Raw genomic sequence first — 24,351 nt, forward strand, 5'->3', positions numbered from 1 at the left:
GCATTTTTTTTTATTTGTAATATACTTAAAAATGAAAATAAAAATAAGTATTTTAAAGGACTAAAAATGCAAATTACTTATACCTTAACAGATGAGTCGCCAGCTCTTGCGACTTATTCGTTTTTGCCTATAGTGAAAGCTTTTTTAAGTAGGGCACATATAGGAGTAAAAACCTCGGATATTTCTTTGTCTGGAAGGATTTTAGCTACTTTTAGTGAGTATTTAAAAGAGGAACAAAGATGTGAAGATGCTTTAGAGCTTTTAGGCGAGCTTGTCAAAAGATCGGATGCAAATCTTATTAAAACCCCAAATATTTCAGCTTCTATTCCTCAGCTTAAGGCGGCGATTAAAGAATTGCAAGATAAGGGTTATATGTTACCAAATTACCCAGATGAGCCAAAAAATGATGAAGAATTGCAAATTAAAACAAAATATCAAAAAGTTTTAGGTTCAGCGGTTAATCCTGTATTAAGACAAGGAAATTCAGATCGTCGTTCAACAAAAGCGGTAAAAGACTATGCAAAAAACAATCCTTATCGTGTGGTTGAGTTTAATCCAAACTCAAAAACTCGTGTTTCTTACATGAAAGAAGGGGATTTTTTCTCTAATGAAAAAGCGGTTTTAATCGATCAAGATTGTGTGGCTAATATAGAATTTACAAGCGTTGATGGTAAAAAAGAAATTTTAAAAGAGGGCTTAAAACTTGAAAAAAATGAAATTTTAGACGCTACTTTTATGGATGTGCAAAAACTTCAGGAATTTTATGCAAAAGAAATTAAAGCAAGCAAAGATGATGATGTGCTTTTTTCTTTGCATTTAAAAGCTACAATGATGAAAGTAAGTGATCCTATACTTTTTGGTTATGCGGTAAAAGTATTTTTTAAAGAATTATTTATCGAATTTCAAGATGAATTTGAAAAATTAGGCATTAATCCAAATAATGGTTTAAGTGAGCTTTTAAGTAAGATCGAAAATTCAAGCAAAAAAGATGAAATTTTAAAAAAATACAGTGAAATTTTAGCTAAATCTGCAGATATTTCTATGGTAAATTCAGATAAAGGCATTACAAATCTTCATGTTCCAAGCGATGTTATCGTTGATGCTTCTATGCCTGCAATGCTTAAAAATGGCGCAAGATTGTGGGATAAGGAAGGTAAGGAAAAGGACACAAATGCCGTAATTCCTGATCAAACTTACGCAACTATTTATGAGGCGGTTATTGAAGATTTGCATAAAAATGGTACTTTAAATCCTTCAAAACTTGGCAGTGTATCTAATGTAGGTTTAATGGCTAAAAAAGCTCAAGAATATGGATCGCACGATAAAACCTTTGTGGCTAAAGAAGAAGGAACTTTTAAAATAGTTTCTAACGGTAAAGTTTTATTAGAACATAAGGTTAGAAAAGGTGATATTTATAGAGCTAATCAGGCTAAATTTGATGCAGTGTTAAATTGGATTGATTTAGGTATAGAAAGATCAGAACTTAGTGGAGCCGAAGCTATTTTTTGGTTAGATAGCAAAAGAGCTAGTAATAAAATCATGATAACTTTGGTACAAAATCGTTTAAAAGAAAAGGGTAAAAATGTAGCCATTTTAACTCCAAAAGAAGCTTGTTTAAGAAGTTTAGAGTTAATCCGAGAAGGTAAAGATGTTATTTCTATCACGGGTAATGTTTTAAGGGATTATTTAACCGATCTTTTTCCTATTTTAGAGCTTGGAACAAGTGCAAAAATGCTTTCTGTTGTGCCTATGTTAAATGGTGGAGCTATGTTTGAAACAGGAGCAGGGGGTTCAGCACCTAAACAAGTAGAACAATTAGTCGAAGAAAATCATCTGCGTTGGGATAGTTTGGGTGAATTTTTGGCTTTGCAAGCAAGTTTGGAATTTTATGCAAATAAGTGTGGCAATCATAAAGCTAAGGTTTTAGCAGAATGTCTTGATGAGGCTATAGGCGAATGGCTTGAAAATAATAAAGCTCCATCAAGAAAAGTCAAAGAAGATGATAATAGAACAAGTCATTTTTATTTAGCAATGTATTTTGCAAATCATTTAGCAAGACAGGCAAGTGATATGGAGCTTCAAAGCTTTTTTAAAGATATTGCCCTAGAGCTTTCTTCTAATGAAGAAAAAATCAGAGCCGAATTTAACGATGCACAAGGTGTGAAAGTGGATTTGGGTGGGTATTATAAATTTGATGATGAAAAAGCAAATAAAATCATGCGTCCAAGTGCAACTTTTAACGCTATTTTAGAAAAAATAGGACAAAGATGAAAATCACTGTTATAGGGGCTGGCAATGTAGGTTCAAGCGTAGCTTATGCTTTGATTTTAAGAGAAATAGCAAATGAAATTGTTTTAGTAGATATTAACGAGGATTTGCTTTACGCAAAAGAACTAGAGCTTACTCAAAGCATAGCTGCTTTAAATTTAAATATAGATTTACTTTGCACTAAAGATTATACTCATACCAAAAATTCAGATATAGTGCTTTTTAGTGCAGGTTTTGCTAGAAAAGATGGGCAAAGTAGAGAAGAATTGCTTCAGTTAAATACAAGCATTATGCTTGATTGTGCTAAAAAAATTAAAGATTTTACAGAAGATCCGCTTTTTATTATTTTAACTAATCCTGTGGATTTTCTACTTAATACTCTTTATGAAAGCGGGATTTTTTCATCAAAGAAAATTATAGCCATGGCGGGTGTTTTAGACAATGCAAGATTTAAGTATGAACTTGCCAAAAAACTTAATGTCAAAATGTCAAGAGTGGATACAAGACTTATTGGTTTTCATAATGATGATATGGTTTTGGTAAAATCTTACGCAAGTGTTAAAAATAAAAATATAAGCGAATTTTTAAATGAAGAAGAATTTGAGGATTTAGAAAATGAAGTTAAAACAGGTGGAGCTAAAGTAATCAAACATCTTAAAACTTCAGCTTATTTAGCCCCTGCTAGTGCTTGTATAAGAATGCTTGAGTCTATAAGAAGTGGCGAGTTTTTACCTATGAGTGTGATTTTACATGGAGAATTTGGAGTGCAAAACAAAGCCTTGGGAGTTATGGCAAGATTAGGACTTGAAGGTGTGATTGAAATCATGAAAATGGATCTTAGTTTGCAAGAAAAAGACAAATTAGAAAAATCTTTAATCAAATATCAATATAAAGGAGAATAAATGAACATACATGAGTATCAAGCAAAAGCAATTTTTGTAGACAATGGCATCCCTACCTTAAAGGGAAAAGTTGCATTTAGCGTAGATGAAGCTGTGGCTAATGCTAAAGAATTAGGCGGTAGTGTTTGGGCAGTTAAAGCTCAAATTCATGCAGGAGGCCGTGGTCTTGGTGGTGGTGTTAAAATCGCTAAGAATTTAGATGAGGTAAAAGATTATGCAAGTAAAATTTTAGGAATGAATTTAGTAACTCATCAAACAGGACCTGAAGGCAAACTTGTGCAAAAACTTTATATAGAAAGTGGTGTTAATATAGTAAAAGAGTATTATTTGGCTATTTTATTTAATAGAATGGCAGAGCAAATTACCATTATCGCTTCAAGTGAAGGAGGGATGGATATAGAAAAAGTAGCCAAAGAAAGTCCTGAAAAAATTGCAAAAGTAGGTATTGATCCACAAATTGGATTTAAAATGTTTCATGGACTTGAAGTAGCGAGAGTTTTGGGACTTGATAAAGATGAAGGCAAAAAACTCATTTCTATGATAGCTAAACTTTATAAGCTTTACATGGATAAAGATATGAATATGCTTGAAATTAATCCTTTAATTAAAACTGCAGAAGGGGATTTTTATGCCCTTGATGCAAAATGCAGTTTTGATGATAGTGCGCTTTATCGTCATCCTGAAATTGCTGAACTTAGAGATACTACTGAAGAAAATCCTGCTGAAAGAGAAGCGGCTGAATTTGGCTTAAGCTATGTGAAATTAGATGGAGATGTAGCTTGTATGGTAAATGGTGCGGGTCTAGCAATGGCAACTATGGATATTATTAATTATAGTGGTGCAAAACCTGCAAATTTCTTAGATGTAGGCGGGGGAGCTTCTCCAGAAACTGTTGCAAAGGCTTTTGAAATTATTTTAAGAGATAAAAATGTAAAAGTTATATTTATCAATATCTTTGGTGGTATTGTTCGTTGTGATAGGATAGCAAATGGAATTTTAGAAGCTACTAAGAATGTTGAGGTAAATATTCCAATTGTAGTGCGTCTTGATGGCACTAACGCAGCAGAAGCAAAGACAATTTTAGATAATTCAAATCTTAAAAATATCAAAGCAGCAACCAATCTTAAAAACGGTGCAGAGCTTGTAAAAAGTTTAGTAGGATAAGGATGGAAAATGAGTATATTGGTTAATAAAAATACAAAAGTAATAGTTCAAGGTTTTACAGGTAAAGAAGCAACTTTTCACGCTGAGCAATGCATGGCTTATGGTACAAATATAGTTGGAGGTGTCACCCCTCATAAAGGCGGACAAACTCATTTAGGTAAACCAGTTTTTGATACCGTTGCAGATGCGGTTAAAGCAACAAAGACTGATGTGAGCTTGATCTTTGTCCCTGCTTTTGCTGTGGGTGATAGCGTGATTGAAGCAGCTGATGCGGGTATTAAGCTTGCAGTTGTAATCACCGAGCATACGCCTGTAAAGGATATGATGTTTGCTAAGCAATATGCTAATAAAAAGGGTATGAAAATCATTGGACCAAATTGTCCAGGTATTATCACTTCTGAAGAATGTAAGTTAGGTATTATGCCAGGTTTTATTTTTAAAAAAGGTTGCGTGGGGCTTATTTCAAAAAGTGGAACTTTAACTTATGAAGCTGCTAATCAGGTAGTTCAAGGTGGTTATGGAATTTCTACTGCAGTAGGAATTGGTGGTGATCCTATCATAGGTCTTGCTTATAAAGAACTTTTAAGTGAATTTCAAAAAGATGATGAAACTAAAGTTATTGTAATGATAGGTGAAATTGGTGGTAGTTTGGAAGTGGAAGCGGCTAAATTTATTAAAGAAAATATTAGCAAACCTGTGGTAGCATTCATTGCAGGTGCAACTGCTCCTAAAGGCAAAAGAATGGGGCATGCAGGTGCCATAGTAGGAAGTGCTGATGAAAGTGCTGCAGCTAAAAAAGAAGCTTTAAAAAGCTATGGAATTCATGTGGTGGATTCTCCGGCTTTAATTGGTGAAGAAATTCAAAAAATATTAGGTTAATAAAGGAAAAAAACATGAGTATGACAGCTCCAAAAGATACCCCTGTTTGGGTAGATGAGCATAGATGTAAAGCATGTAATATTTGTGTTAGCTATTGCCCCGCTGGGGTTTTAGCTATGCGCGATGATGTGCATGCGGTTTTAGGACAAATGATAGAGGTGGTACACCCTGAATCCTGTATAGGCTGTACCGAGTGTGAGACACATTGCCCTGATTTTGCTATTATGGTGGCAAAAAGAGATGAATTTAAATTTGCCAAACTTACTGCTGAGGCTAAAGATAGAGCTGTAGCCGTAAAAAATAACAAATACAAAAAATTAGCATAGGAAAAATAATGAGAGAAGTTATAGCAACAGGTAATGTTTTAATCGCCAAAGCTGCGATTGATTGTGGATGTAAATTTTTTGGAGGTTATCCTATTACTCCTAGTAGTGAGATAGCTCATGAATTAAGCCATATACTTCCTGCAAATGATGGAACTTTTATACAAATGGAAGATGAAATTTCAGGTATTAGCGTGGCTATTGGTGCGGCAATGAGTGGGGTAAAATCCATGACTGCAAGTAGCGGTCCTGGAATTTCTTTAAAAGCAGAGCAAATAGGACTTGCATTTATTGCTGAAATTCCACTTGTGATTGTAAATGTTATGAGAGGTGGTCCTTCAACAGGTCTTCCAACTCGTGTAGCACAAGGAGATTTGTTTCAAGCTAAAGCACCAACTCATGGGGATTTTGCAAGTATTGCTATTGCTCCTGCAAGTCTTGAAGAAGCTTATACAGAAACCATTAGAGCGTTTAATTTAGCTGAAAAATATATGACTCCAGTATTTTTACTTATGGATGAAACTGTAGGGCACATGAATGGTAAAGCGGTTTTACCTGATTTAAAAGATATTAAAGTATATAACCGTAAAAAATTTGAAGGCGATAAAAAGGATTATAAACCTTATGCAGCAGGAGAAAATGAGCCTGCAACTTTAAATCCTTTCTTTACAGGTTATCGTTATCATGTTACAGGACTTCATCATGGAGATATAGGTTTTCCAACTGAAGATGGAGTTATAGTGAAAAAAAATATGGAAAGACTCATAGGTAAAATAAAAAACAATCAAGAAGATATTTGTACTTATGAAGAGTATATGCTTGATGATGCTGAATTTTTAATCATTGCTTATGGAAGCGTGAGTCGTTCAGCAAAAGAAGCTATACAAAGATTAAGAGAGCAAGGGATTAAAGTGGGGCTTTTCCGTCCGATTACTCTTTATCCAGTGGCTGAGAAAAAAATCGCTGAAGTTGTAAGCAAATTTAAAAAAGTAATGGTAAGCGAGCTTAATATGGGACAATATCTTGAAGAGATTGAAAGAGTAACTTCGCGTCGCGATTTTATTAGTTTGCACCGTGCAAATGGTCGTCCTATCACTCCAAGTGAAATTATTGCTAAGGTAAAGGAGAATATATAAATGGCTTTTAATTATGATGAATATCTAAGAGTAGATAAAATGCCTACTCAATGGTGTTGGGGATGTGGCGATGGTGTTGTTTTAAAATGTATTATCCGCGCGATAGAAAAACTTGGTTGGAATATGGATGATGTTTGTCTTGTTTCGGGTATAGGTTGTAGTGGCAGAATGAGTTCTTATGTAAATTGTAATACAGTTCATACAACTCATGGTAGAGCAATAGCTTATGCAACAGGCATTAAACTAGCCAATCCTAGTAAACATGTTATTGTAGTAAGCGGAGATGGGGATACTTTGGCAATTGGTGGAAATCATACTATACATGGTTGTCGCAGAAATATTGATTTAACCCACATTGTGATCAATAATTTTATCTATGGACTTACGAATTCCCAAACAAGCCCAACCACTCCAAAAGGTTTTTATACAGTAACAGCTCAATTTGGAAATATTGACCCTAATTTTGATGCGTGTGAATTAACTAAAGCTGCAGGAGCTTCTTTTGTGGCAAGGGGTAATGTGATCGAAGCTAATAAGCTTGAAAATTTAATTTATAAGGCTTTAGCGCATAAGGGTTATAGTTTTGTAGATGTTTTTTCAAATTGTCATATCAATCTAGGCAGAAAAAACAAAATGGGCGAAGCTGTAGCTATGCTTGATTGGATTAAAAATCGCGTTGTGGATAAAGCTAAATTTGAAAGCATGGATTTTGAAGAAAGAAAAGATAAATTTCCAACAGGAATTTTACATGAAGATAATTCTCAGCCAGAATACTGCCACGCTTATGAAGAAGTACGTCGTGCAGCCAAAGAAAAAAGAATGGTGGATTTAGGAGCTTTAAAATGAAATATCAATTAAGATTTGGCGGTGAAGGCGGACAAGGTGTTATCACCGCAGGAGAAATTTTAGCAGAAGCAGCCATTAAAGAAGGTCGTCAAGCTTTTAAGGCTTCTACTTACACTTCACAAGTGCGTGGTGGCCCTACTAAGGTGGATATTATCATCGATGATAAAGAAATTTTATTTCCTTATGCTGTAGAAGGGGAAGTAGATTTTATGCTTTCGACTGCAGATAAGGGTTATAAAGGTTTTCGTGGGGGTGTAAAAGAAGGAGGTATCATAGTTGTAGAGCCAAATTTAGTACATCCTGAAAGTGAAGATTATAAAAAATGGCAAATTTTTGAAATTCCTATTATTACCATAGCTAAAGATGAGGTAGGAAATGTGGCTACTCAATCAGTTGTAGCACTTGCAATTGCTGCTTATATGAGTAAATGTATAGATTTAGATGTTTTAAAAGACACTATGCTTCATATGGTTCCTGCAAAAACTCGTGATGCAAATGCTAAAGCTTTTGATCTGGGTGTAAAATACGCCACTCAAGCAAAACCATATTCATAATAAATTCCGCATCATGCGGAATTTAACTTCTAAAATTTTACACATTGCAAATAAAATTTAAATTTTAATTATTTTAATTTAGCTACTTTTAACGATTAAAATTTTATAATCAAAAACTTATATTTTCAAGGAAAATTAATGGATTTTTTTGATGAAATGTTTAATAAAACTCCAAAAGAAAAATTTATAGAAATTATACAAAATGGAAATTTAGGAGCCTTAGAAAAAGTTTTTGAGGAATTTTTTGCTGATCATATTGCCATGGTGGAACTTTTGGAAAAACAAGGTTTAACAGAAATGGATGTAAAAAATTTCATATTAGAAAATGGTGATTTTATAGAAGAAAGGCAAAATGATATTTATATAGAATTGGGCGCAAAAATTTTAGGACACGAAGGCTAAAATTGTTTAAAATAAGCCCTTGTTTAATTTGTATTTTTTTTATTTTTAGTAATGTTTTAGCATCTGAACCAACTTTTGATTATACTTATAAATTTATACTTAAAAAAGATGAGAGAGCTAGTGTGCAGATTAAAGAAATAGGCTATGAAGATAAGGTGCAAAATTTTGATTTTTATTGGACTTTGTTTGATAATACTAATATCATCGTACATTCGAAATTTCGCAAATATCCGCGTCAATTTGTGATGAGTTTAAGAAGAAATTTAGATTGGGTAACTCAAACTTTAATACCTGATTATACTAATCCACATATTGATAGAGCAAGACTTATTTTAGAATTTAGTGGTTATAATAAAGGTTTGGCAACTTTTACGGTTTATATAGAAGATAAGGAATCTCGCTTAATGGTAGAATTTTTAGATCCGAGAAAAAAAGCTTTACAAAATCCACCGCAAAATAATCAGGTTGTTCCTATGATTAATTTTAACGAACCTCAGGTAAAACCATTAACAAGCAAAGAAAATAATAATAGCAATTAACAAGGAAAAGATAGTGCAAAAAATAGATGAATTAATAAAACAGTTTTTAGAAGAACTTGGCTATGAACCTATTTTAAATATGCTTTCAAATGTAAAACCAGGAAAGAAATTACGCTCTAAATTATTATTAGCTATCGCAGATGAGAGTGAGATTGCTTTTAAAATTTGCGCAGCTATAGAATTGATACATCTTGCTAGTTTATTACATGATGATATTATCGATGAGAGTGAATTAAGGCGTGGAGCAAGATCTGTTAATGCTGAATTTGGTACAAAAAATGCTCTTATGTTGGGCGATATTTTGTATTCAAAAGCCTTTTATGAATTAAGCAAAATGGATGCTAGATTTGCAAGTATTATTTCAGATGCTGTTGTAAAGCTTGCTATAGGCGAACTTATGGATGTTGATTTGGGAGAGAAATTTAATATCAATAAAGAAGCTTATTTGAAAATGATCTATAATAAAACAGCTGTTTTGATTGAAGCAAGTGCTAGATGCGGAGCTATTTTGGCTGGATTATATGAAAAAGATTTTGCAGAATATGGTAAAAATTTAGGACTTGCTTTTCAGATGATTGATGATATTTTAGATATTAAGAGTGATGAAAAAATTCTTGGAAAACCTGCTATGAATGATTTTAAAGAGGGTAAAACTACCTTGCCTTATATTTATCTTTATGAAAATTTACAAGAACAAGATAGGATATATTTGCAGACTTTATTTAAAAAAGATTTAAATGAAAATGAAAAAGAATGGCTAAAAACTAAATTTGAAGAACAAAAAGCTTTAGAAAAAGCTATTTTAGAAGCTAAAACTTATGCAAAAAAGGCTAGAAAAGCAATTGAAAAATATGATAATAACAAGCTTAATGATATTATTAAAGCTATGATAGATAGGGAATTTTAATGTATTATTGTATATCTTTTACTCATAAAAATACAGATATTGCCTTAAGGGAAAAGTTAAGCTTTTCCAATGAAGCTAAAAAAAGTGAGTTTTTAAAAATCATTAGCACTCATGAAAATATTGAAGAATGTTTGGTTATAAGTACTTGCAATCGTGTTGAAATTGTTGCTTTTGTAAAAATGGCCTGTGCGGAGTTTATTGTTAAATCTTTGGCTTTACTTTGTGATGTTGATAAAGATATTTTACTTGAAAAAGCTGATATTTTTGAAGATAGTGGAGCAATCCACCATCTTTTTTCTGTAGCAAGTTCTTTGGATAGTTTGGTGGTTGGAGAAACTCAGATAGCAGGACAATTAAAAGATGCCTTTGCTTTTGCTGTAAAAAATAATTTTTGTGGAGTACACCTTTCAAGAGCAGTACATAGTGCTTTTAAATGTGCTGCTAAGGTGCGCAATGAAACTCAAATTTCTAAAAATTCTATTTCTGTAGCTAGCGTTGCCGTGGCAAAAGCAAAAGAACTTGCAGATTTAACGCAAAAAAAAGCTGTTGTTATTGGAGCTGGAGAGATGGGAGAACTTGCGGCAAAACATTTAATTGCTGCGGGTGCTAAGGTGATTATTTTAAATCGTGATTTACAAAAAGCTAAAGATTTGTGTGAGAGACTTGGTGTTTTAAGCGAATATGATAGTTTAGAAAATTTAAAAAAATATTTAAATCAATACGAGTTTTTTTTCTCAGCTACCAATGCACCAAATGCTATTATTACAAATTCTTTAATAGAAGAACTTTCTTATAAAAGGTATTTTTTTGATATTGCAGTTCCAAGGGATATTGATATCAATGAAAATGAAAATATATCTGTTTTTGCTGTAGATGATCTTGAAATTGTGGTTCAAAAAAATTTAGCACTAAGAGAACAAGAAGCTCGTATGGCTTATGGGATAATAGGTCGTGAAACAAGTGAATTTTTTAGGTATTTAAACGATTTGGCTTTGATGCCTATTATCAAAGCTATACGCTTGCAAGCTAAAGAATATGCAGATAAACAACTTGAAATTGCGTTAAAAAAAGGATATTTGAAAAAATCTGATAAAGAAGAGGCTAGAAAGTTGATTCATCAAGTTTTTAAGGCTTTTTTACACACGCCTACTGTAAATTTGAAACATTTACAAGGTAAAATGCAAAGCGATACAGTGATTAATGCTATGCGTTATGTTTTTGATTTGCAAAATAATCTTGAAGGTTTAAATCAATATAAATGTGAATTTGATATGGAGAATAATGATGAGATTTACTAAATTTTATGCACCAAGTTTAAAAGAAGCGCCAAAAGATGCGAGTTTACCTAGTCATATTTTTTTAACGCGTGCGGGTTTTGTAGAACAAGTTGGTAGCGGACTTTATAATTTCTTGCCTTTGGGAAAAAGAGTTTTAGACAAGATTAAAAATATAGTTAAAGAAGAAATGGATAAGGCTGGAGCACAAGAAGTAAATCTTAGTTTTATCACTCCTGCAAGTTTGTGGCAAGAAAGTGGGCGTTATAATGTTTTTGGAAAAGAACTTTTGCGTTTTAAAGACAGAAAAGAAAATGAATTTGTTTTAGGTCCAACACATGAAGAAGCTATGCTTTCTTTGGTAAAAAACAAAATCACAAGCTATAAACAACTTCCTTTGCATTTATATCAAATTGGACTTAAATTTCGTGATGAAGCAAGGCCTAGATTTGGGCTTTTAAGATGTCGTGAATTTCTAATGAAAGATGGATATAGTTTTCATGCTAATGAAGAAGATTTAGGACGTGAGTTTGAGCTTATGTATAAAACTTATTCTCAAATTTTACAAAGAATGGGGCTTGATTTTAGAGCAGTTGAAGCTGATAGTGGGGCTATTGGTGGAAGTGGTTCTAAGGAATTTATGGTTTTGGCAAAAAATGGGGAAGATGATATTTTAATTTGTGAAAATTGTGATTATGCGGCTAATGTTGAAGCTGCAAAAAGAGCTAAAAAAACTTGTCAAGATGAGCGTCCTGAAGCAAATTATGCAAGTAAATTTCACACTCCAAATATTAAAACTATAGATTCTTTAGCACAATTTTTTAAAATCAATGCTTTTTATACGATTAAAGCAGTGGTAAAAAAAGCTATTTATGAAAATGAAAGCAAATTAGTTGTGTTTTTTATAAGAGGAAGTGATGATTTGCAAGAGGTTAAGGCTCAAAATGCTTGCAGTGCCCTTGAACTAGTCGATGCGAGCGAAGAAGAATTGGAAAAAGCTGGCTTAGTAGCTGGTTTTATAGGTTTTGTGGGATTAAAAGATATAGATTTTTATATAGATTTTGAGCTTGAAAACGAAAAGCAAATGATTATGGGTGCGAATGAAAAAGATTATCATTTAATCGGTATTGATGTTGTAAATTTAAATAAAGATCGTTTTAAAGATTTGATTGAAGTTAAAGAAGGGGATTGCTGTGTTAAATGTGGAGCAAAATTAAAACAAAGTAAAGGTATAGAAGTAGGGCATATTTTTAAGCTAGGACAAAAATATTCCAAAGCGATGAATGCAAATTTCTTAGATGAAAATGGCAAAAGTCAGCCTTTTTACATGGGATGTTATGGCATAGGTGTTTCACGCTTGTTGGCTGTAGCTACTGAAGCAAGTCATGATGAAAAAGGATGTATTTGGAATAAAACTTTAGCTCCTTTTGTGCTTGAAATTATTGTTTCAAATCTCAAAGATGAAAAGGCTTTAGAATTTGCTAATAAGCTTTATGAGGATTTAACTAATCTTGGATTAGAAGTATTGCTTGATGATAGAAATGAGCGTTTTGGGGTTAAAATGAATGATTTTGAACTTATGGGCTTTCCTTATGCGTTAGTTATTGGTAAAGGATTAGAAAAGAATGAAATAGAGCTTATCCAAAGAGAAGGTTTGGTAAAAGAACTTATAAAAACTGATGAACTTATGGAAATTCTTAAAAAGAAAGTGTTATGAATTATAAATTAAGTTTAAGCCCTTTATTTGTACTTGAAATTATTGCAAGTGTACTTTTTATAGTTTTTTTTGGTTTTGGTAATTTTTTATTTTTCATACTTTTGAGTATGATTTTTGGTGCGGTTTTATTGGGAATTTTTTGGAAAAATATGCTTGAATTTCAAATGGGTGGCTTAAAGGATATGTTAACACAATTTTCTTTTGTTATCGCAGGGTTTTTGCTTATTTTTCCAGGGATTATTACAAGTGTTTTTGGAATTTTTGTATTTTTCTTTGGTATTGCTTTGAAACTAATGACTAAATCAAAATATCAATACACCAAGCAAGAGTATCAAAATTCTAATGAAGAAATTATTGATGTTGAAATTATAGAGGATAGAAAATGAAGCTTATTATTGCAACAAGAAAAAGTCAATTGGCTCTTTGGCAAAGTGAACATGTAGCCCAAATTTTAAAAAATACACATCAAATTGAAGTGCTTTTAGAAGGTTTTAAAACAAAAGGCGATGTTTTGCTTGATTCTCCTTTGGCAAAAATTGGTGGTAAAGGACTTTTTACAAAAGAACTTGAAGAAAGTATGTTAAGAAAAGAAGCACATTTAGCAGTGCATAGTTTAAAAGATGTGCCTAGTTTTTTTCCTCAAGGTTTAGTTTTGGCAGCGGTAAGCAAAAGAGAGCAAAGCAATGATGCTATGCTAAGTCAAAATTATAAAGATTTTCTTTCTTTACCAAAAGGTGCAAAAATAGGCACTACTAGTCTTAGACGCAAGATGCAGCTTTTATTATTAAGACCTGATTTAGAGATTATTTCTTTGCGTGGTAATGTCAATTCTCGTATAGAGAAATTAAAAAATAATGATTTTGATGCGATTATTTTGGCAATGGCGGGAATTAAACGCTTAAACTTAGATAAGCAAGTGAATTTTGTTTATGAATTTAGCAAAGATGAGCTTATTCCTGCGGCTTCTCAAGGAGCTTTAGGTATAGAAAGCATAAATGATGAAAAAATTTTAGAACTTTTAAAATGTTTAAATGATGAAAATGCTTTGATTGAAACAAGCATTGAAAGAGAATTTATTGCTACTTTAGAAGGAGGTTGTCAAGTTCCTATAGGTATTAACGCAGAACTCTTAGGAGATGAAATTTGTGTGCGTGCGGTACTTGGACTACCCGATGGAAGTGAAATTTTAAAAGATAAGAGAATGATTAAAAAGAATGATTTTAAAGGTTTTGGAGAGAGTTTGGCTAAGGAGTTTATTGCTAAAGGTGCTAAAGAACTTTTAAAAAAAGCTGAGAGTATGATATGAAAGAATTTATTCAAATTTTAAAAGAAAATGATCTTTTAAGGGTAATTGAAGAACCTGTAGATGTAGATCTTGAAATCGCTCATTTAGCTTATATAGAAGCTAAAAAAGGAGAAAAAGGGAAGGCTTTATTATTTAAAAATCCTATAGATAAAAAATTAAATAAACAATATAAATTTCCTGTTTTGATGAATACTTTTTGCAATGAAAAGGCTTTAAATTTAGCTTTTGGACGTGATTATGAAGAGGTGGCTGAAGAAATTTCAAAACTCACCAAGCTTCATATTCCTACGAGTTTTAAAGCAAAAATGGATTTTTTTATGAATTTGTTAAGTTTTAAAAATATTCCTCCTAAAAGACTGAAAAAAAATAAAGCCTTGTATGATTATGAAATTTTAAACTCACTTGAAGAACTTCCCATACTAAAAACTTGGGAAGATGATGCGGGTAAATTTATTACCATGGGGCAAGTTTATACACAAAATTTAGATAAAACTCAAAATAATCTTGGAATGTATCGTTTGCAAATGAGTGATAAAAATGAACTTTTAATACATTGGCAAATTCATAAAGATGGGGCAAATTTTTATCACGAATACAAAAATGCTGGTTTTAAAAAAATGCCTGTAAGTATAGCCATAGGTGGAGATCCGCTTTATATTTGGTGTTCTCAAGCACCTTTACCTAAGGGAATTTTTGAACTTTTACTTTATGGTTTTATTAAAAAAACTCCTGCAAAAATTACTCCTTGTGAAAATGGTATTTTTGTGCCTTATGATAGTGATGTGGTTATTGAAGGTTATGTGGATTTAGAAGAGTTTAAAATCGAAGGTCCTTTTGGAGATCATACGGGTTTTTACACTCCTGCTGAACTTTTTCCTGTGATGAAAGTAGAAAAAATTTATGCTAAAAAAGATGCGATCTATCAAGCAACGGTTGTAGGAAAGCCTCCTTTAGAAGATAAGATCATGGGGCTTGGTACTGAAAGAATTTTTTTACCCTTGCTTCAAACTTCAGTACCTGATTTAATTGATTATAATATGCCTGAAAATGGGGTCTTTCATAATCTTATCTTAGCAAAAATCGATGCAAAATATCCCGCTCATGCGCAACAAATTATGCATGCATTTTGGGGAGTAGGGCAAATGAGTTTTGTTAAACATGCAATTTTTGTGGATAAAAATGCACCTTCTTTGAAAGATTATGATGCTTTAATTCCTTATATGTTAGATCGTTTTAATACAAAGAAAATTTTAATTTCAGAAGGAATTTGTGATCAATTAGATCATGCTTCACCTAATTCTTGTTTTGGGGGTAAAGCAGGACTTGATGCTTGCGAAGAAATACAAGTTGAAGAGCTTGAAATTTTAGAAGATGAAAAATTACTAGAACTTTTTAAAACTAAGGTAGAACTTTTAAATTTAAAGCAATTTTATAAAGAAAGTAAAAGTCCTATAGTTTGTATTTTGCTTGATAAAAAAGAAAAAATCGAACAAAGTTTTGACAAACTTTTAGAATTTAAAAAACATTTTAGGATTTTAGTGTTTTTAGATGCTGAAAATAAGCTTGAAAATTCTTATATGCTTGTTTGGCGTGTGGTAAATAATATAGATGCTAAAAGAGATATTTTTATCAAAGAAGAAAGACTTGGAGTAGATGCAAGTGCTAAAGGTGAAGCTGAGGGTTATTTAAGAGCTTGGCCTAAGCAAACAGATTGCACTAAAAGCGTGATAGAAGATTTGATCTTGCGTAATATTTTAGAAAATAATCCAGATCTTTTTAATAAATTTGAAATTTTTTAAGATAATTGAGATTTATTTTAAAATTTTGGCACAGTTTTTGCTTATTATTTTTTTATTATTGAAAAATAAAATTTTCTTTATAGGTGTTCATAAATTTATAAATTTGTCGATATAAGCTTTTAACTAGCAATAGGAAATTTTAAAAAGGATTTTAAAATGGAAATATCGAAGGCAAATGGGCAAATGGATACAGCTTTGGCAAACATTAGCCAAAGAACAAGTGAGACACAGGCTAGTTTAAACATTCAAACCGATAGAAGTCAAGGCCAAGAAGGCGATGATGGACAGCAACGAGGTGTGAGTGAAAAGTTAGCTGATATTACAAAAAAGTTAAATGAGCAAATGGATTCTCTAGATACCAATGTTCGTTTTGGTTATAGTGATAAAATCGGTTCTATGTATATTAGCGTGACTGAAAAAAGTACTGGAAGGGAAATCCGTCAAATTCCTAGCGAAGAAGCTATGAGATTAGCTGAGTATTTTAGGGATGTGATAGGAATGATATTTGATAAGGAGAGTTAAAAATGGCATTTGGTAGTCTATCTAGTTTAGGATTTGGTTCTGGGGTTTTAACTCAAGATACTATAGATAAATTAAAAGAAGCAGAGCAAAAAGCTCGTATTGATCCTTATACTAAAAAAATTGAAGAAAATACAACCAAACAAAAAGATTTAACAGAAATCAAAACTAAATTACTAAGTTTTCAGACAGCTGTTTCATCATTAGCCGATGCTACGGTTTTTGCGAAAAGAAAAGTTGTAGGAAGTATTAGCGATAATCCTCCAGCAAGTCTTACAGTTAATTCGGGTGTTGCTTTACAAAGCATGAATATCAATGTTACTCAACTTGCACAAAAAGATGTGTATCAAAGTAAAGGATTAGCAAATGACGGTGGTTTTGTTAATGCACAATTAAATGGAACTGCCGATCTTACTTTTTTTTCAAATGGCAAAGAATATACTGTTACGGTAGATAAAAACACAACCTATAGAGATTTAGCTGATAAAATTAATGAAGCTAGTGGAGGAGAGATTGTTGCTAAGATTGTAAACACAGGAGAGAAAGGCACTCCTTACCGCTTAACTTTAACCAGTAAAGAAACAGGCGAAGACAGTGCGATAAGTTTCTATGCGGGAAAAAAAGATTCGAATGGTAAGTATACAAGTGATTCAGAGGCAGAAACAATATTCAAAAATCTTGGATGGGAATTAGATAAAACGACTCAGACTATTGATCCAGCTAAGGATAAAAAAGGTTATGGTATTAAGGATGCTTCTTTGCATATCCAAACTGCGCAAAATGCAGAATTTACACTTGATGGTATTAAGATGTTTAGATCAAGTAACACTGTTACCGATCTTGGTGTAGGAATGACTTTAACTTTAAATAAAACAGGTGAAATTAATTTTGATGTACAGCAAGATTTTGAAGGTGTGACAAAAGCCATGCAAGATTTGGTGGATGCTTATAATGATTTAGTAACCAATCTTAATGCTGCAACTGACTATAATAGTGAAACTGGAACAAAAGGAACTTTACAAGGCATCAGTGAAGTAAATTCAATACGCTCAAGCATTCTTGCTGATTTGTTTGATTCTCAAGTTGTTGATGGAACTACTGAAGATGCAAATGGTAATAAAGTAAACACTAAGGTTATGCTTTCTATGCAGGATTTTGGCTTAAGTTTAAATGATGCAGGCACTTTGAGTTTTGATTCTTCTAAATTTGAACAAAAAGTTAAAGAAGATCCAGACTCTACTGAAAGTTTTTTTTCAAATATTACTAAATACGAAGACATTAATCACACAGGAGAGGTAATTAAGACAGGAAGTTTAAGTAAATATCTTAATTCCAATGGAGGTAATACTAATGGTTTAGAATTTAAACCAGGAGATTTTACTATAGTTTTTAATAATCAAACATATGATTTATCTAAAAATTCTGATGGTACTAATTTTAAATTAACAGGGAAAACAGAGGAAGAATTGCTTCAAAATTTAGCTAATCATATAAACAGTAAAGGTATTGAAGGCTTAAAAGTTAAGGTTGAATCCTATAATCAAAACAATGTTACAGGGTTTAGGTTGAATTTTAGTGGAGATGGTAGCTCGGATTTTTCAATCAAAGGAGATGCTAACATTCTCAAGGAATTAGGTTTGTCTGACGTAAATATAACCTCTAAGCCTATAGAAGGTAAAGGTATTTTTTCAAAATTAAAAGCCACGTTGCAAGAGATGACTGGAAAAGACGGTTCAATTACAAAATATGATGAGAGTTTGACAAATGATATTAAATCATTAAATACCTCTAAAGACTCGACTCAGGCTATGATTGATACAAGATATGATACAATGGCGAATCAATGGTTGCAATATGAGAGTATTTTAAATAAACTCAATCAACAGCTAAATACTGTGACTAATATGATTAATGCGGCAAACAATTCTAATAATTAAGGATAAAAAAGATGCAAAATAATTTAGCCTATAATGCTTATTCTCAAAATCAAGTGGGGATAGAGTCCCCGCAAAAACTTATTGAAATGCTTTATGAGGGAATTTTGCGTTTTTGTGCAAGAGCTAAAGTAGCCATAAGAAATGAAGATATAGAACAAAGAGTGTATTTTGTAAAAAGAACCACGGCTATTTTTATAGAGCTTATTAATACTTTAAACTATGAAAAAGGCGGAGAAGTGGCACATTATTTAAGCGGGCTTTATACAAGAGAAATTCAACTTTTATCTTTGGCAAATTTAGAAAATAACGAAGATAGAATCAATGAAGTTATAAATGTAACCAAAGGTTTGCTAGAAGCTTGGAGAGAAGTGCATAACAATGAAACAGTGGCTCAGTGATTTTAAACTTGCATTAATCCAAGAAGATGTCAATAAACTTGAAAATTTACTTGATGAACTTGATATGAAAGCTTTTATTAAAAATTTAGCCAAAGAATCGCCTTCAGAAGATTTTTTAAAAGAAAATGCAAATGATGTATTTTATCAAGTTCAAGCTCTTTTGCAAGAAGCTGTTATACTGATTGAACAAAAGAAAAAAACAAAAGCTGTTGAAATTCAAAAATTTCAAAAAGCGTTGACATATTTTAAATCTTAAAAAAGCATAGCGATAAGCCGAGTTCTGTCTTGAATGCTCATTTATCTAGTTTTGTTTTTGCAAACAAAATCAAGCGAAGGGTTAAAACAAAGACGCTAACCATCCCTTCTTGCTGCACATTGGGTTTACATAGCCGAAATTGTTACCAAAATCGCTGGTGGGCTTTTACCCCGCCGTTTCACCTTTTCCACTTACGTGGTAGTTTTCTTTCTGTTGCACTATCCCTTAGGTTACCCTAGCCATCTGTTAGATGGAATGTTTGTCTTTAGCAGCTCGGACTTTCCTCTCCTAAAAAGAAGCGAGCATTTACTATGCTTTAAATTTGGATTTTAACGTAATTTTACTTATTTTTTCATCAAATAAAATAATTTTATTGTGATATCAATCAAAATTTGATAAAATTGTTTTTTATTTTTTAACAAAGGAAATTTATGGCATCTTATTCAATGGGTGATTTAAAAAAGGGACTTAAAATAGAAATCGATGGAATTCCTTTTAAAATAGTTGAGTATCAGCATGTAAAACCAGGCAAAGGTCCTGCTTTTGTGCGTATTAAAATCAAATCTTTTATTGATGGTAAAGTACTTGAAAAAACTTTCCATGCAGGTGATAAATGTGAAGCTCCAAATTTAGAAGATAAAACTATGCAGTATCTTTATGATGATGGTGAAAATTGCCAATTTATGGATACGCAAACATATGAACAAGTAGCTATTAGTGATGATGATGTAGGTGAGGCGAAAAAATGGATGCTTGATGGTATGATGGTAGATGTGCTTTTCCATAATGGTAAAGCTATCGGCGTAGAAGTTCCACAAGTTGTTGAACTCAAAATCATCGAAACAGCTCCAAATTTTAAGGGTGATACTCAAGGATCAAATAAAAAACCGGCTACATTGGAAACAGGCGCAGTAGTGCAAATTCCTTTTCATGTGTTAGAAGGTGAAGTTATACGCGTTGATACTGTGCGTGGTGAGTATATAGAAAGAGCGAACAAATAATACAAAAAAAGCTTTTGGACTATTCCAAGGCTTTTTTAAATTTATATAAAATTTATTTTGTTACTTAATTTCTCATTCCATTCTTAAAAATATTTTTTTAAACTTTTCTTCAATTTAAAATTTCTATAATATTTCTAATTCATATTGGAGATGGTTGATGGAATGGTTACTTCTTGCTTCTATACCTTTGATTGTTTTAGGTTTTGCTTTAAAGATTAACCCCTTTTTAGTGGTAACTTCAGTTGGAATTTATGCTGGACTTGTTTCAGGTTTTGATTTTGTTAAGGTTGTTAGTGATATAGGAAAATCTTTTGTAGATAATCGCTATGTTGCTATAATTTGGCTTATTTTACCTTTACTTGCTGTTTTGGAACGCAAAGGCTTAAGAGAGCAGGCTAAAAATTTAATATCCAAAATAAAAGTTGCCAGTACAGGACGAATTTTAATGTGTTATTTTGTTTTTAGACAAGTTACTGCAGCTTTAGGGCTTTTATCTTTAGGCGGACATGCACAGATGATAAGACCTTTAATAGCCCCTATGGCAGAAGCTGCAGCTAAGCTTAAATTTAAAAACTTAACACATAAAGATAGTCAAAAAATCAAAGCTTTTTCTGCGGGAACGGATAATGTTGCTGTATTTTTTGGAGAGGATATTTTTATAGCCGTGCATTCTATTTTATTTATTAAAGCTTTTTATGAGAGCAATGGTATTATTGTTGAGCCATTGCATTTATCAGTTTGGGCTATACCAACTGGAATTTTGGCTTTAATTATCCATTGCTCTAGACTTTATTTATTTGATAAAAGATTGGAAAAAACTTATAAAGGGTTGAGTGATGATAAGTCTTGATTTACTTTATTATATTGTAGGAATTTTATTTTTAGTTTTTGGAATTTTAAGTTTTTCTAATCAAGCTAAAGATATAAAATCAAGAATAAGCGGCGGGGTATTTTGGATAAGTTATAGTTTTACTTTTTTACTAGCAGGAGTTTTGCCTCATTTTGTGATGGGTTGTATAGTGATTTTACTAGCACTTATAGCAGGGTTTAATTTATTAAAACCAGCAAAGATCGAAGTTAGCAAAGAAGAAAAAGAATACGAGATAAAACATGCAAATATTTATAAAAATAAACTTTTTATTCCTGCTTTAATGGTTCCTTTGATTACACTTATTGGGACTTTTTTATTTCCCCATTTGAGTTTTTTTGAAAATAAAAATGCTACATTGATGGCTTTGATTATAGGTATAATTATTTCTTCAATAGTTGCTTGTTTTATGTTTAAGGCTTCTCCTAAAAGAGCTGTTAAAGATGCAGCACATACTATGGATCACATTAGTTGGGCGGCGCTTTTACCGCAAATTTTGGCTACACTTGGGGTAGTTTTTGTTTCTACAGGAATGGGCGATCAAGTATCTAAACTTTTATCTAGTTATATTAGTTTGGATAATGCTTTTATTGCAGTAGCTGTGTATTGTATCGCTATGGCGCTTTTTACTATAGTAATGGGCAATGCTTTTGCAGCTTTTCCTGTGATTACTGCTGCTATTGCTTTGCCGATTTTAATCATACAAATGCATGCAAATCCTGCTATTATAGGTGCGATTGGAATGCTTAGTGGATTTTGCGGAACTTTAATGACGCCTATGGCTGCAAATTTTAATATAGTTCCTGCGGCACTTTTAAATTTGGATGATAAAAATGGCGTAATTAAAGCCCAGTTTATGTCAGGACTTGTTTTGCTTGTAGCTAATATCTTTTTAATGTATTTTTTAGCTTTTAGATTTTAAGGAGAAACAATGGAAAAATTTATAAAACAATTTAGCTTTATTGCACTAGAAAATATTTTTAGAGAATTGCCAAATAAAATTACACATTCTTTTAATGATATCAATGATATTAAACCGCCAAAACTTATGTATCCTATATTTTATGGTTCTTATGATTGGCATTCTAGCGTGCATTCTCACTGGCTTTTGGTGAAAATTTTAAAAGATTTTTCTCATTTTGCTCCAAAGGATGAAATCATCAAAGCTCTAGATTCTCAATTTAGCAAAGAAAAAGCAGAAGGAGAGCTTAAATATCTTCAAAACCCTGCACACAAAGGTTTTGAAAGACCTTATGGATGGGGATGGTTTTTAAAACTGACTTTGGAGATAAATTTACTTGCTAAAGAAAATGACAAAGCTGAAATTTGGGCTAAAAATTTAGAAGGCATAGCTGATTTCTTTGTTAAAGAATTTAAGGAGTTTTTACCTAAGATGGATTATCCTATACGAGTTGGAACCCATTTTAATAGCTCTTTTGCTTTGTATTTTGCTTTAGAATATGCAAGATTTAAAAAAGATCAAGAATTGGAGTATTGCATCATCCAAAGTGCTAAAAAGTGGTTTTTAAATGATAAAAATATGCAAGCTTTAGAGCCTTGTGGAGATGAGTTTTTATCTCCTGTTTTGATGGAAGCGGTGCTTTTAAGTGCTGTTTTACATAAAAATGATTTTGTAAAATTTTTTAAAGCATATTTGCCAAATTTAGAAGCAAAAGAGCCTGCAACTTTATTTACCCCTGTGAGTGTGAGTGATAGGAGCGATGGTAAAATAGCACATTTAGATGGGTTAAATTTAAGTCGTGCTTGGTGTTTTAAAATACTTTCAAATTTTTGCGATGAAAATTTAAAAATTCTTTTAAGAAACAATGCTACAGAGCATTTTGATAAAGCTATAGCTCATATAGAAGATGATTATCTTGGGTCGCATTGGCTAGGAAGCTTTGCTTTGCTTGCTCTGGATGTGGATATTTTATAAAAAATTTCATAAGATGAGTAAATTTGTTGCTAAATAGATATTTTTTAAATTTAGATTTTGTTTTTATGCTTTGAAAAATATATTTTTTGATATTATAAGCCCTATAATATTTTAAAGGATGATAATGGTTTTTTTAATCATCTCTAGTATTATAGTGGCTATTATTTTGGGCTATATTACTAGACATAATGTTGGAATTTTTGCTATGATTTTTGCTTATATTATAGGAGCTTTTTTTATGGATTTAGCTCCTAAAAAAATCATAGCTTTTTGGCCTATTTCTATATTTTTTGTTATTTTTGCTGTCTCATTGTTTTATAATTTTGCAACCGTAAATGGAACTCTTGAAAAATTAGCTGGACATTTGATGTATCGTTTTGCTAATCATCCTTATTTGCTTCCTTTTGTTATTTTTGTGGTTAGTGCTATTATAGCTGCTTTAGGAGCAGGTTTTTATACAGTTTTAGCTTTTATGGCACCACTTACTTTTTTACTTTGCGATAAAATCGGTTTAAGCAAAATTGCTGGAGCTATGGCTATAAATTATGGTGCTTTGGGAGGAGCAAATTTTATAACTTCTCAAAGCGGGATTATTTTTCGAGGATTGATGGAAAATTCAGGCATTGAAGCAAATGAAGCTTTTGCAAATTCTAGTATTATTTTTGCTTTTACTATAATCTTGCCTATTGTGGTATTATCTTTTTTTGTGTTTAATGCTTTTAAAAATAATATAAAAATTAGTGTTATTTCAAAACCTGATCCATTTGATTATAAACAAAAAACTACTTTAATTCTCATGTTTATGATGATTGTTGTTGTTTTAATCTTTCCTGTGCTAAATATTATTTTTCCACATAATGAGACAATTAGTTATTTTAATAAAAAAATAGATATAGCCATGATAGCCATGATTTTTGTTGCCATTGCTTTATTTTTAAAATTGGCCGATGAGAAACAAGTTGTTGCTTTAATTCCTTGGGGAACCTTGATAATGATTTGTGGAGTAGGGATGTTAATTAGCATAGCAGTTGAAGCAGGGGCTATAAAATTATTTTCAGATCTTGTAGAAAATGAGATCAATGTGATTTTTATTCCGTTAATAATGTGTGCTATTGCAGCTTTTATGTCGCTTTTTTCAAGTACTTTGGGTGTGGTTACTCCAGCGCTTTTTCCTATAGTTCCAAGCATTGCTGCAAGCAGTGGATTAAGCGAGGCATTGCTTTTTTCTTGTATTGTTGTAGGGGCTCAAGCTTCTGCTATTTCTCCTTTTTCTTCTGGAGGAAGTCTAATTTTAGGATCTTGCCCTGATAAATATAAGGAAAAATTATTTAAAGATTTACTTATTAAAGCTGTGCCTATAGGATTTATAGCGGCGATTTTAGCTACTATTATAATGAGTTTTATTTTATAAGGATAATTT

At 31.9% G+C, this 24,351-nt stretch carries 25 protein-coding genes and 1 other RNA gene; 25 read left to right on the forward strand and 1 reads right to left on the reverse strand.

What is annotated here, in order from left to right:
• Positions 1–66: 66 nt before the first annotated feature.
• From FBE87_RS02615 to FBE87_RS02710, 20 genes are all read left to right on the forward strand, one after another.
• Positions 67–2,271, forward strand: a complete 2,205-nt coding sequence (locus FBE87_RS02615; RefSeq protein WP_002858520.1) for an NADP-dependent isocitrate dehydrogenase — start codon at positions 67–69, stop codon at positions 2,269–2,271.
• A complete protein-coding gene (locus FBE87_RS02620; protein ID WP_002858544.1) occupies positions 2,268–3,170 on the forward strand; it encodes a malate dehydrogenase in 903 nt (300 codons plus the stop codon). The genes FBE87_RS02615 and FBE87_RS02620 overlap by 4 nt, the downstream gene beginning before the upstream one ends.
• A complete protein-coding gene (sucC, locus tag FBE87_RS02625; protein WP_002899446.1) occupies positions 3,171–4,334 on the forward strand; it encodes an ADP-forming succinate--CoA ligase subunit beta in 1,164 nt (387 codons plus the stop codon). It begins immediately after the preceding gene.
• A 9-nt stretch (positions 4,335–4,343) separates the two neighbouring features.
• Positions 4,344–5,213, forward strand: coding sequence for a succinate--CoA ligase subunit alpha (sucD, locus tag FBE87_RS02630; protein WP_002928453.1), 870 nt, complete (start codon positions 4,344–4,346; stop codon positions 5,211–5,213).
• Positions 5,214–5,227: 14 nt separating this feature from the next.
• Positions 5,228–5,539, forward strand: coding sequence for a 4Fe-4S binding protein (locus tag FBE87_RS02635; RefSeq protein WP_002854819.1), 312 nt, complete (start codon positions 5,228–5,230; stop codon positions 5,537–5,539).
• Positions 5,540–5,547: 8 nt separating this feature from the next.
• Positions 5,548–6,672, forward strand: a complete 1,125-nt coding sequence (locus FBE87_RS02640) for a 2-oxoglutarate synthase subunit alpha (protein WP_100626236.1) — start codon at positions 5,548–5,550, stop codon at positions 6,670–6,672.
• The gene (locus FBE87_RS02645) at positions 6,673–7,518 is read left to right on the forward strand and encodes a 2-oxoglutarate ferredoxin oxidoreductase subunit beta (RefSeq protein ID WP_002854895.1); all 846 of its coding nucleotides are present in this window, start codon (positions 6,673–6,675) and stop codon (positions 7,516–7,518) included.
• Complete coding sequence (locus tag FBE87_RS02650) at positions 7,515–8,072, forward strand: 2-oxoacid:acceptor oxidoreductase family protein (protein ID WP_052786424.1); 558 nt, start codon at positions 7,515–7,517, stop codon at positions 8,070–8,072. The genes FBE87_RS02645 and FBE87_RS02650 overlap by 4 nt, the downstream gene beginning before the upstream one ends.
• A gap of 138 nt (positions 8,073–8,210) precedes the next feature.
• Positions 8,211–8,474, forward strand: a complete 264-nt coding sequence (locus tag FBE87_RS02655; protein ID WP_002854834.1) for a DUF2018 family protein — start codon at positions 8,211–8,213, stop codon at positions 8,472–8,474.
• Between the two features lie 2 nt (positions 8,475–8,476).
• The gene (locus FBE87_RS02660) at positions 8,477–9,013 is read left to right on the forward strand and encodes a hypothetical protein (protein WP_002858491.1); all 537 of its coding nucleotides are present in this window, start codon (positions 8,477–8,479) and stop codon (positions 9,011–9,013) included.
• Positions 9,014–9,026: 13 nt separating this feature from the next.
• A complete protein-coding gene (locus tag FBE87_RS02665) occupies positions 9,027–9,920 on the forward strand; it encodes a hexaprenyl-diphosphate synthase (protein ID WP_002869870.1) in 894 nt (297 codons plus the stop codon).
• Positions 9,920–11,218: a glutamyl-tRNA reductase gene (gene hemA / locus FBE87_RS02670; protein ID WP_002854989.1), complete on the forward strand. Its 1,299-nt coding sequence runs from the start codon at positions 9,920–9,922 to the stop codon at positions 11,216–11,218. Before FBE87_RS02665 ends, hemA begins: the two co-directional genes overlap by 1 nt.
• Positions 11,202–12,911, forward strand: coding sequence for a proline--tRNA ligase (locus FBE87_RS02675; RefSeq protein WP_072224440.1), 1,710 nt, complete (start codon positions 11,202–11,204; stop codon positions 12,909–12,911). The genes hemA and FBE87_RS02675 overlap by 17 nt, the downstream gene beginning before the upstream one ends.
• On the forward strand, positions 12,908–13,297 hold the full coding sequence (gene fxsA, locus FBE87_RS02680) for an FxsA family membrane protein (protein WP_052795288.1): 390 nt from the start codon (positions 12,908–12,910) through the stop codon (positions 13,295–13,297). The genes FBE87_RS02675 and fxsA overlap by 4 nt, the downstream gene beginning before the upstream one ends.
• Positions 13,294–14,217 carry a hydroxymethylbilane synthase gene (hemC, locus tag FBE87_RS02685; RefSeq protein ID WP_002856753.1) on the forward strand — a complete coding sequence of 308 codons (924 nt, stop codon included), beginning with the start codon at positions 13,294–13,296 and terminating at the stop codon, positions 14,215–14,217. Before fxsA ends, hemC begins: the two co-directional genes overlap by 4 nt.
• Entirely contained in the window at positions 14,214–16,016 is a 1,803-nt protein-coding gene (locus tag FBE87_RS02690) for a menaquinone biosynthesis decarboxylase (protein WP_087706963.1), read from the forward strand. The genes hemC and FBE87_RS02690 overlap by 4 nt, the downstream gene beginning before the upstream one ends.
• 156 nt (positions 16,017–16,172) lie before the next feature.
• Positions 16,173–16,538, forward strand: coding sequence for a FlaG family protein (locus tag FBE87_RS02695; RefSeq protein WP_002776146.1), 366 nt, complete (start codon positions 16,173–16,175; stop codon positions 16,536–16,538).
• Positions 16,539–16,540: 2 nt separating this feature from the next.
• Positions 16,541–18,472, forward strand: coding sequence for a flagellar filament capping protein FliD (gene fliD, locus FBE87_RS02700; RefSeq protein ID WP_165433067.1), 1,932 nt, complete (start codon positions 16,541–16,543; stop codon positions 18,470–18,472).
• Between the two features lie 11 nt (positions 18,473–18,483).
• Positions 18,484–18,870: a flagellar export chaperone FliS gene (gene fliS, locus FBE87_RS02705; protein ID WP_002776169.1), complete on the forward strand. Its 387-nt coding sequence runs from the start codon at positions 18,484–18,486 to the stop codon at positions 18,868–18,870.
• Positions 18,851–19,126, forward strand: coding sequence for a hypothetical protein (locus tag FBE87_RS02710; protein WP_002776186.1), 276 nt, complete (start codon positions 18,851–18,853; stop codon positions 19,124–19,126). The genes fliS and FBE87_RS02710 overlap by 20 nt, the downstream gene beginning before the upstream one ends.
• Here FBE87_RS02710 and rnpB read toward each other — a convergent pair.
• Positions 19,124–19,444: RNase P RNA component class A (gene rnpB, locus FBE87_RS02715), an RNA gene on the reverse strand. The two genes, FBE87_RS02710 and rnpB, sit on opposite strands and share 3 nt — an antisense overlap.
• Before the next feature lie 113 nt (positions 19,445–19,557).
• Here rnpB and efp point away from each other — a divergent pair.
• The 5 genes from efp to FBE87_RS02740 all read left to right on the forward strand — a co-directional run bounded on the left by efp (position 19,558) and on the right by FBE87_RS02740 (position 24,342).
• Positions 19,558–20,127: an elongation factor P gene (efp, locus tag FBE87_RS02720; protein WP_002855210.1), complete on the forward strand. Its 570-nt coding sequence runs from the start codon at positions 19,558–19,560 to the stop codon at positions 20,125–20,127.
• 157 nt (positions 20,128–20,284) lie between these two features.
• The gene (locus tag FBE87_RS02725) at positions 20,285–20,977 is read left to right on the forward strand and encodes a DUF969 domain-containing protein (protein ID WP_002856730.1); all 693 of its coding nucleotides are present in this window, start codon (positions 20,285–20,287) and stop codon (positions 20,975–20,977) included.
• Positions 20,964–21,917 carry a DUF979 domain-containing protein gene (locus FBE87_RS02730; protein WP_002859936.1) on the forward strand — a complete coding sequence of 318 codons (954 nt, stop codon included), beginning with the start codon at positions 20,964–20,966 and terminating at the stop codon, positions 21,915–21,917. Before FBE87_RS02725 ends, FBE87_RS02730 begins: the two co-directional genes overlap by 14 nt.
• Before the next feature lie 9 nt (positions 21,918–21,926).
• Positions 21,927–22,931: a DUF2891 domain-containing protein gene (locus tag FBE87_RS02735; RefSeq protein WP_002858603.1), complete on the forward strand. Its 1,005-nt coding sequence runs from the start codon at positions 21,927–21,929 to the stop codon at positions 22,929–22,931.
• A 118-nt stretch (positions 22,932–23,049) separates the two neighbouring features.
• The gene (locus FBE87_RS02740) at positions 23,050–24,342 is read left to right on the forward strand and encodes an SLC13 family permease (RefSeq protein WP_010891864.1); all 1,293 of its coding nucleotides are present in this window, start codon (positions 23,050–23,052) and stop codon (positions 24,340–24,342) included.
• Positions 24,343–24,351: the final 9 nt, after the last annotated feature.

Source organism: Campylobacter sp. CFSAN093246 (assembly GCF_012889415.1).
Lineage (GTDB): Bacteria > Campylobacterota > Campylobacteria > Campylobacterales > Campylobacteraceae > Campylobacter_D > Campylobacter_D jejuni.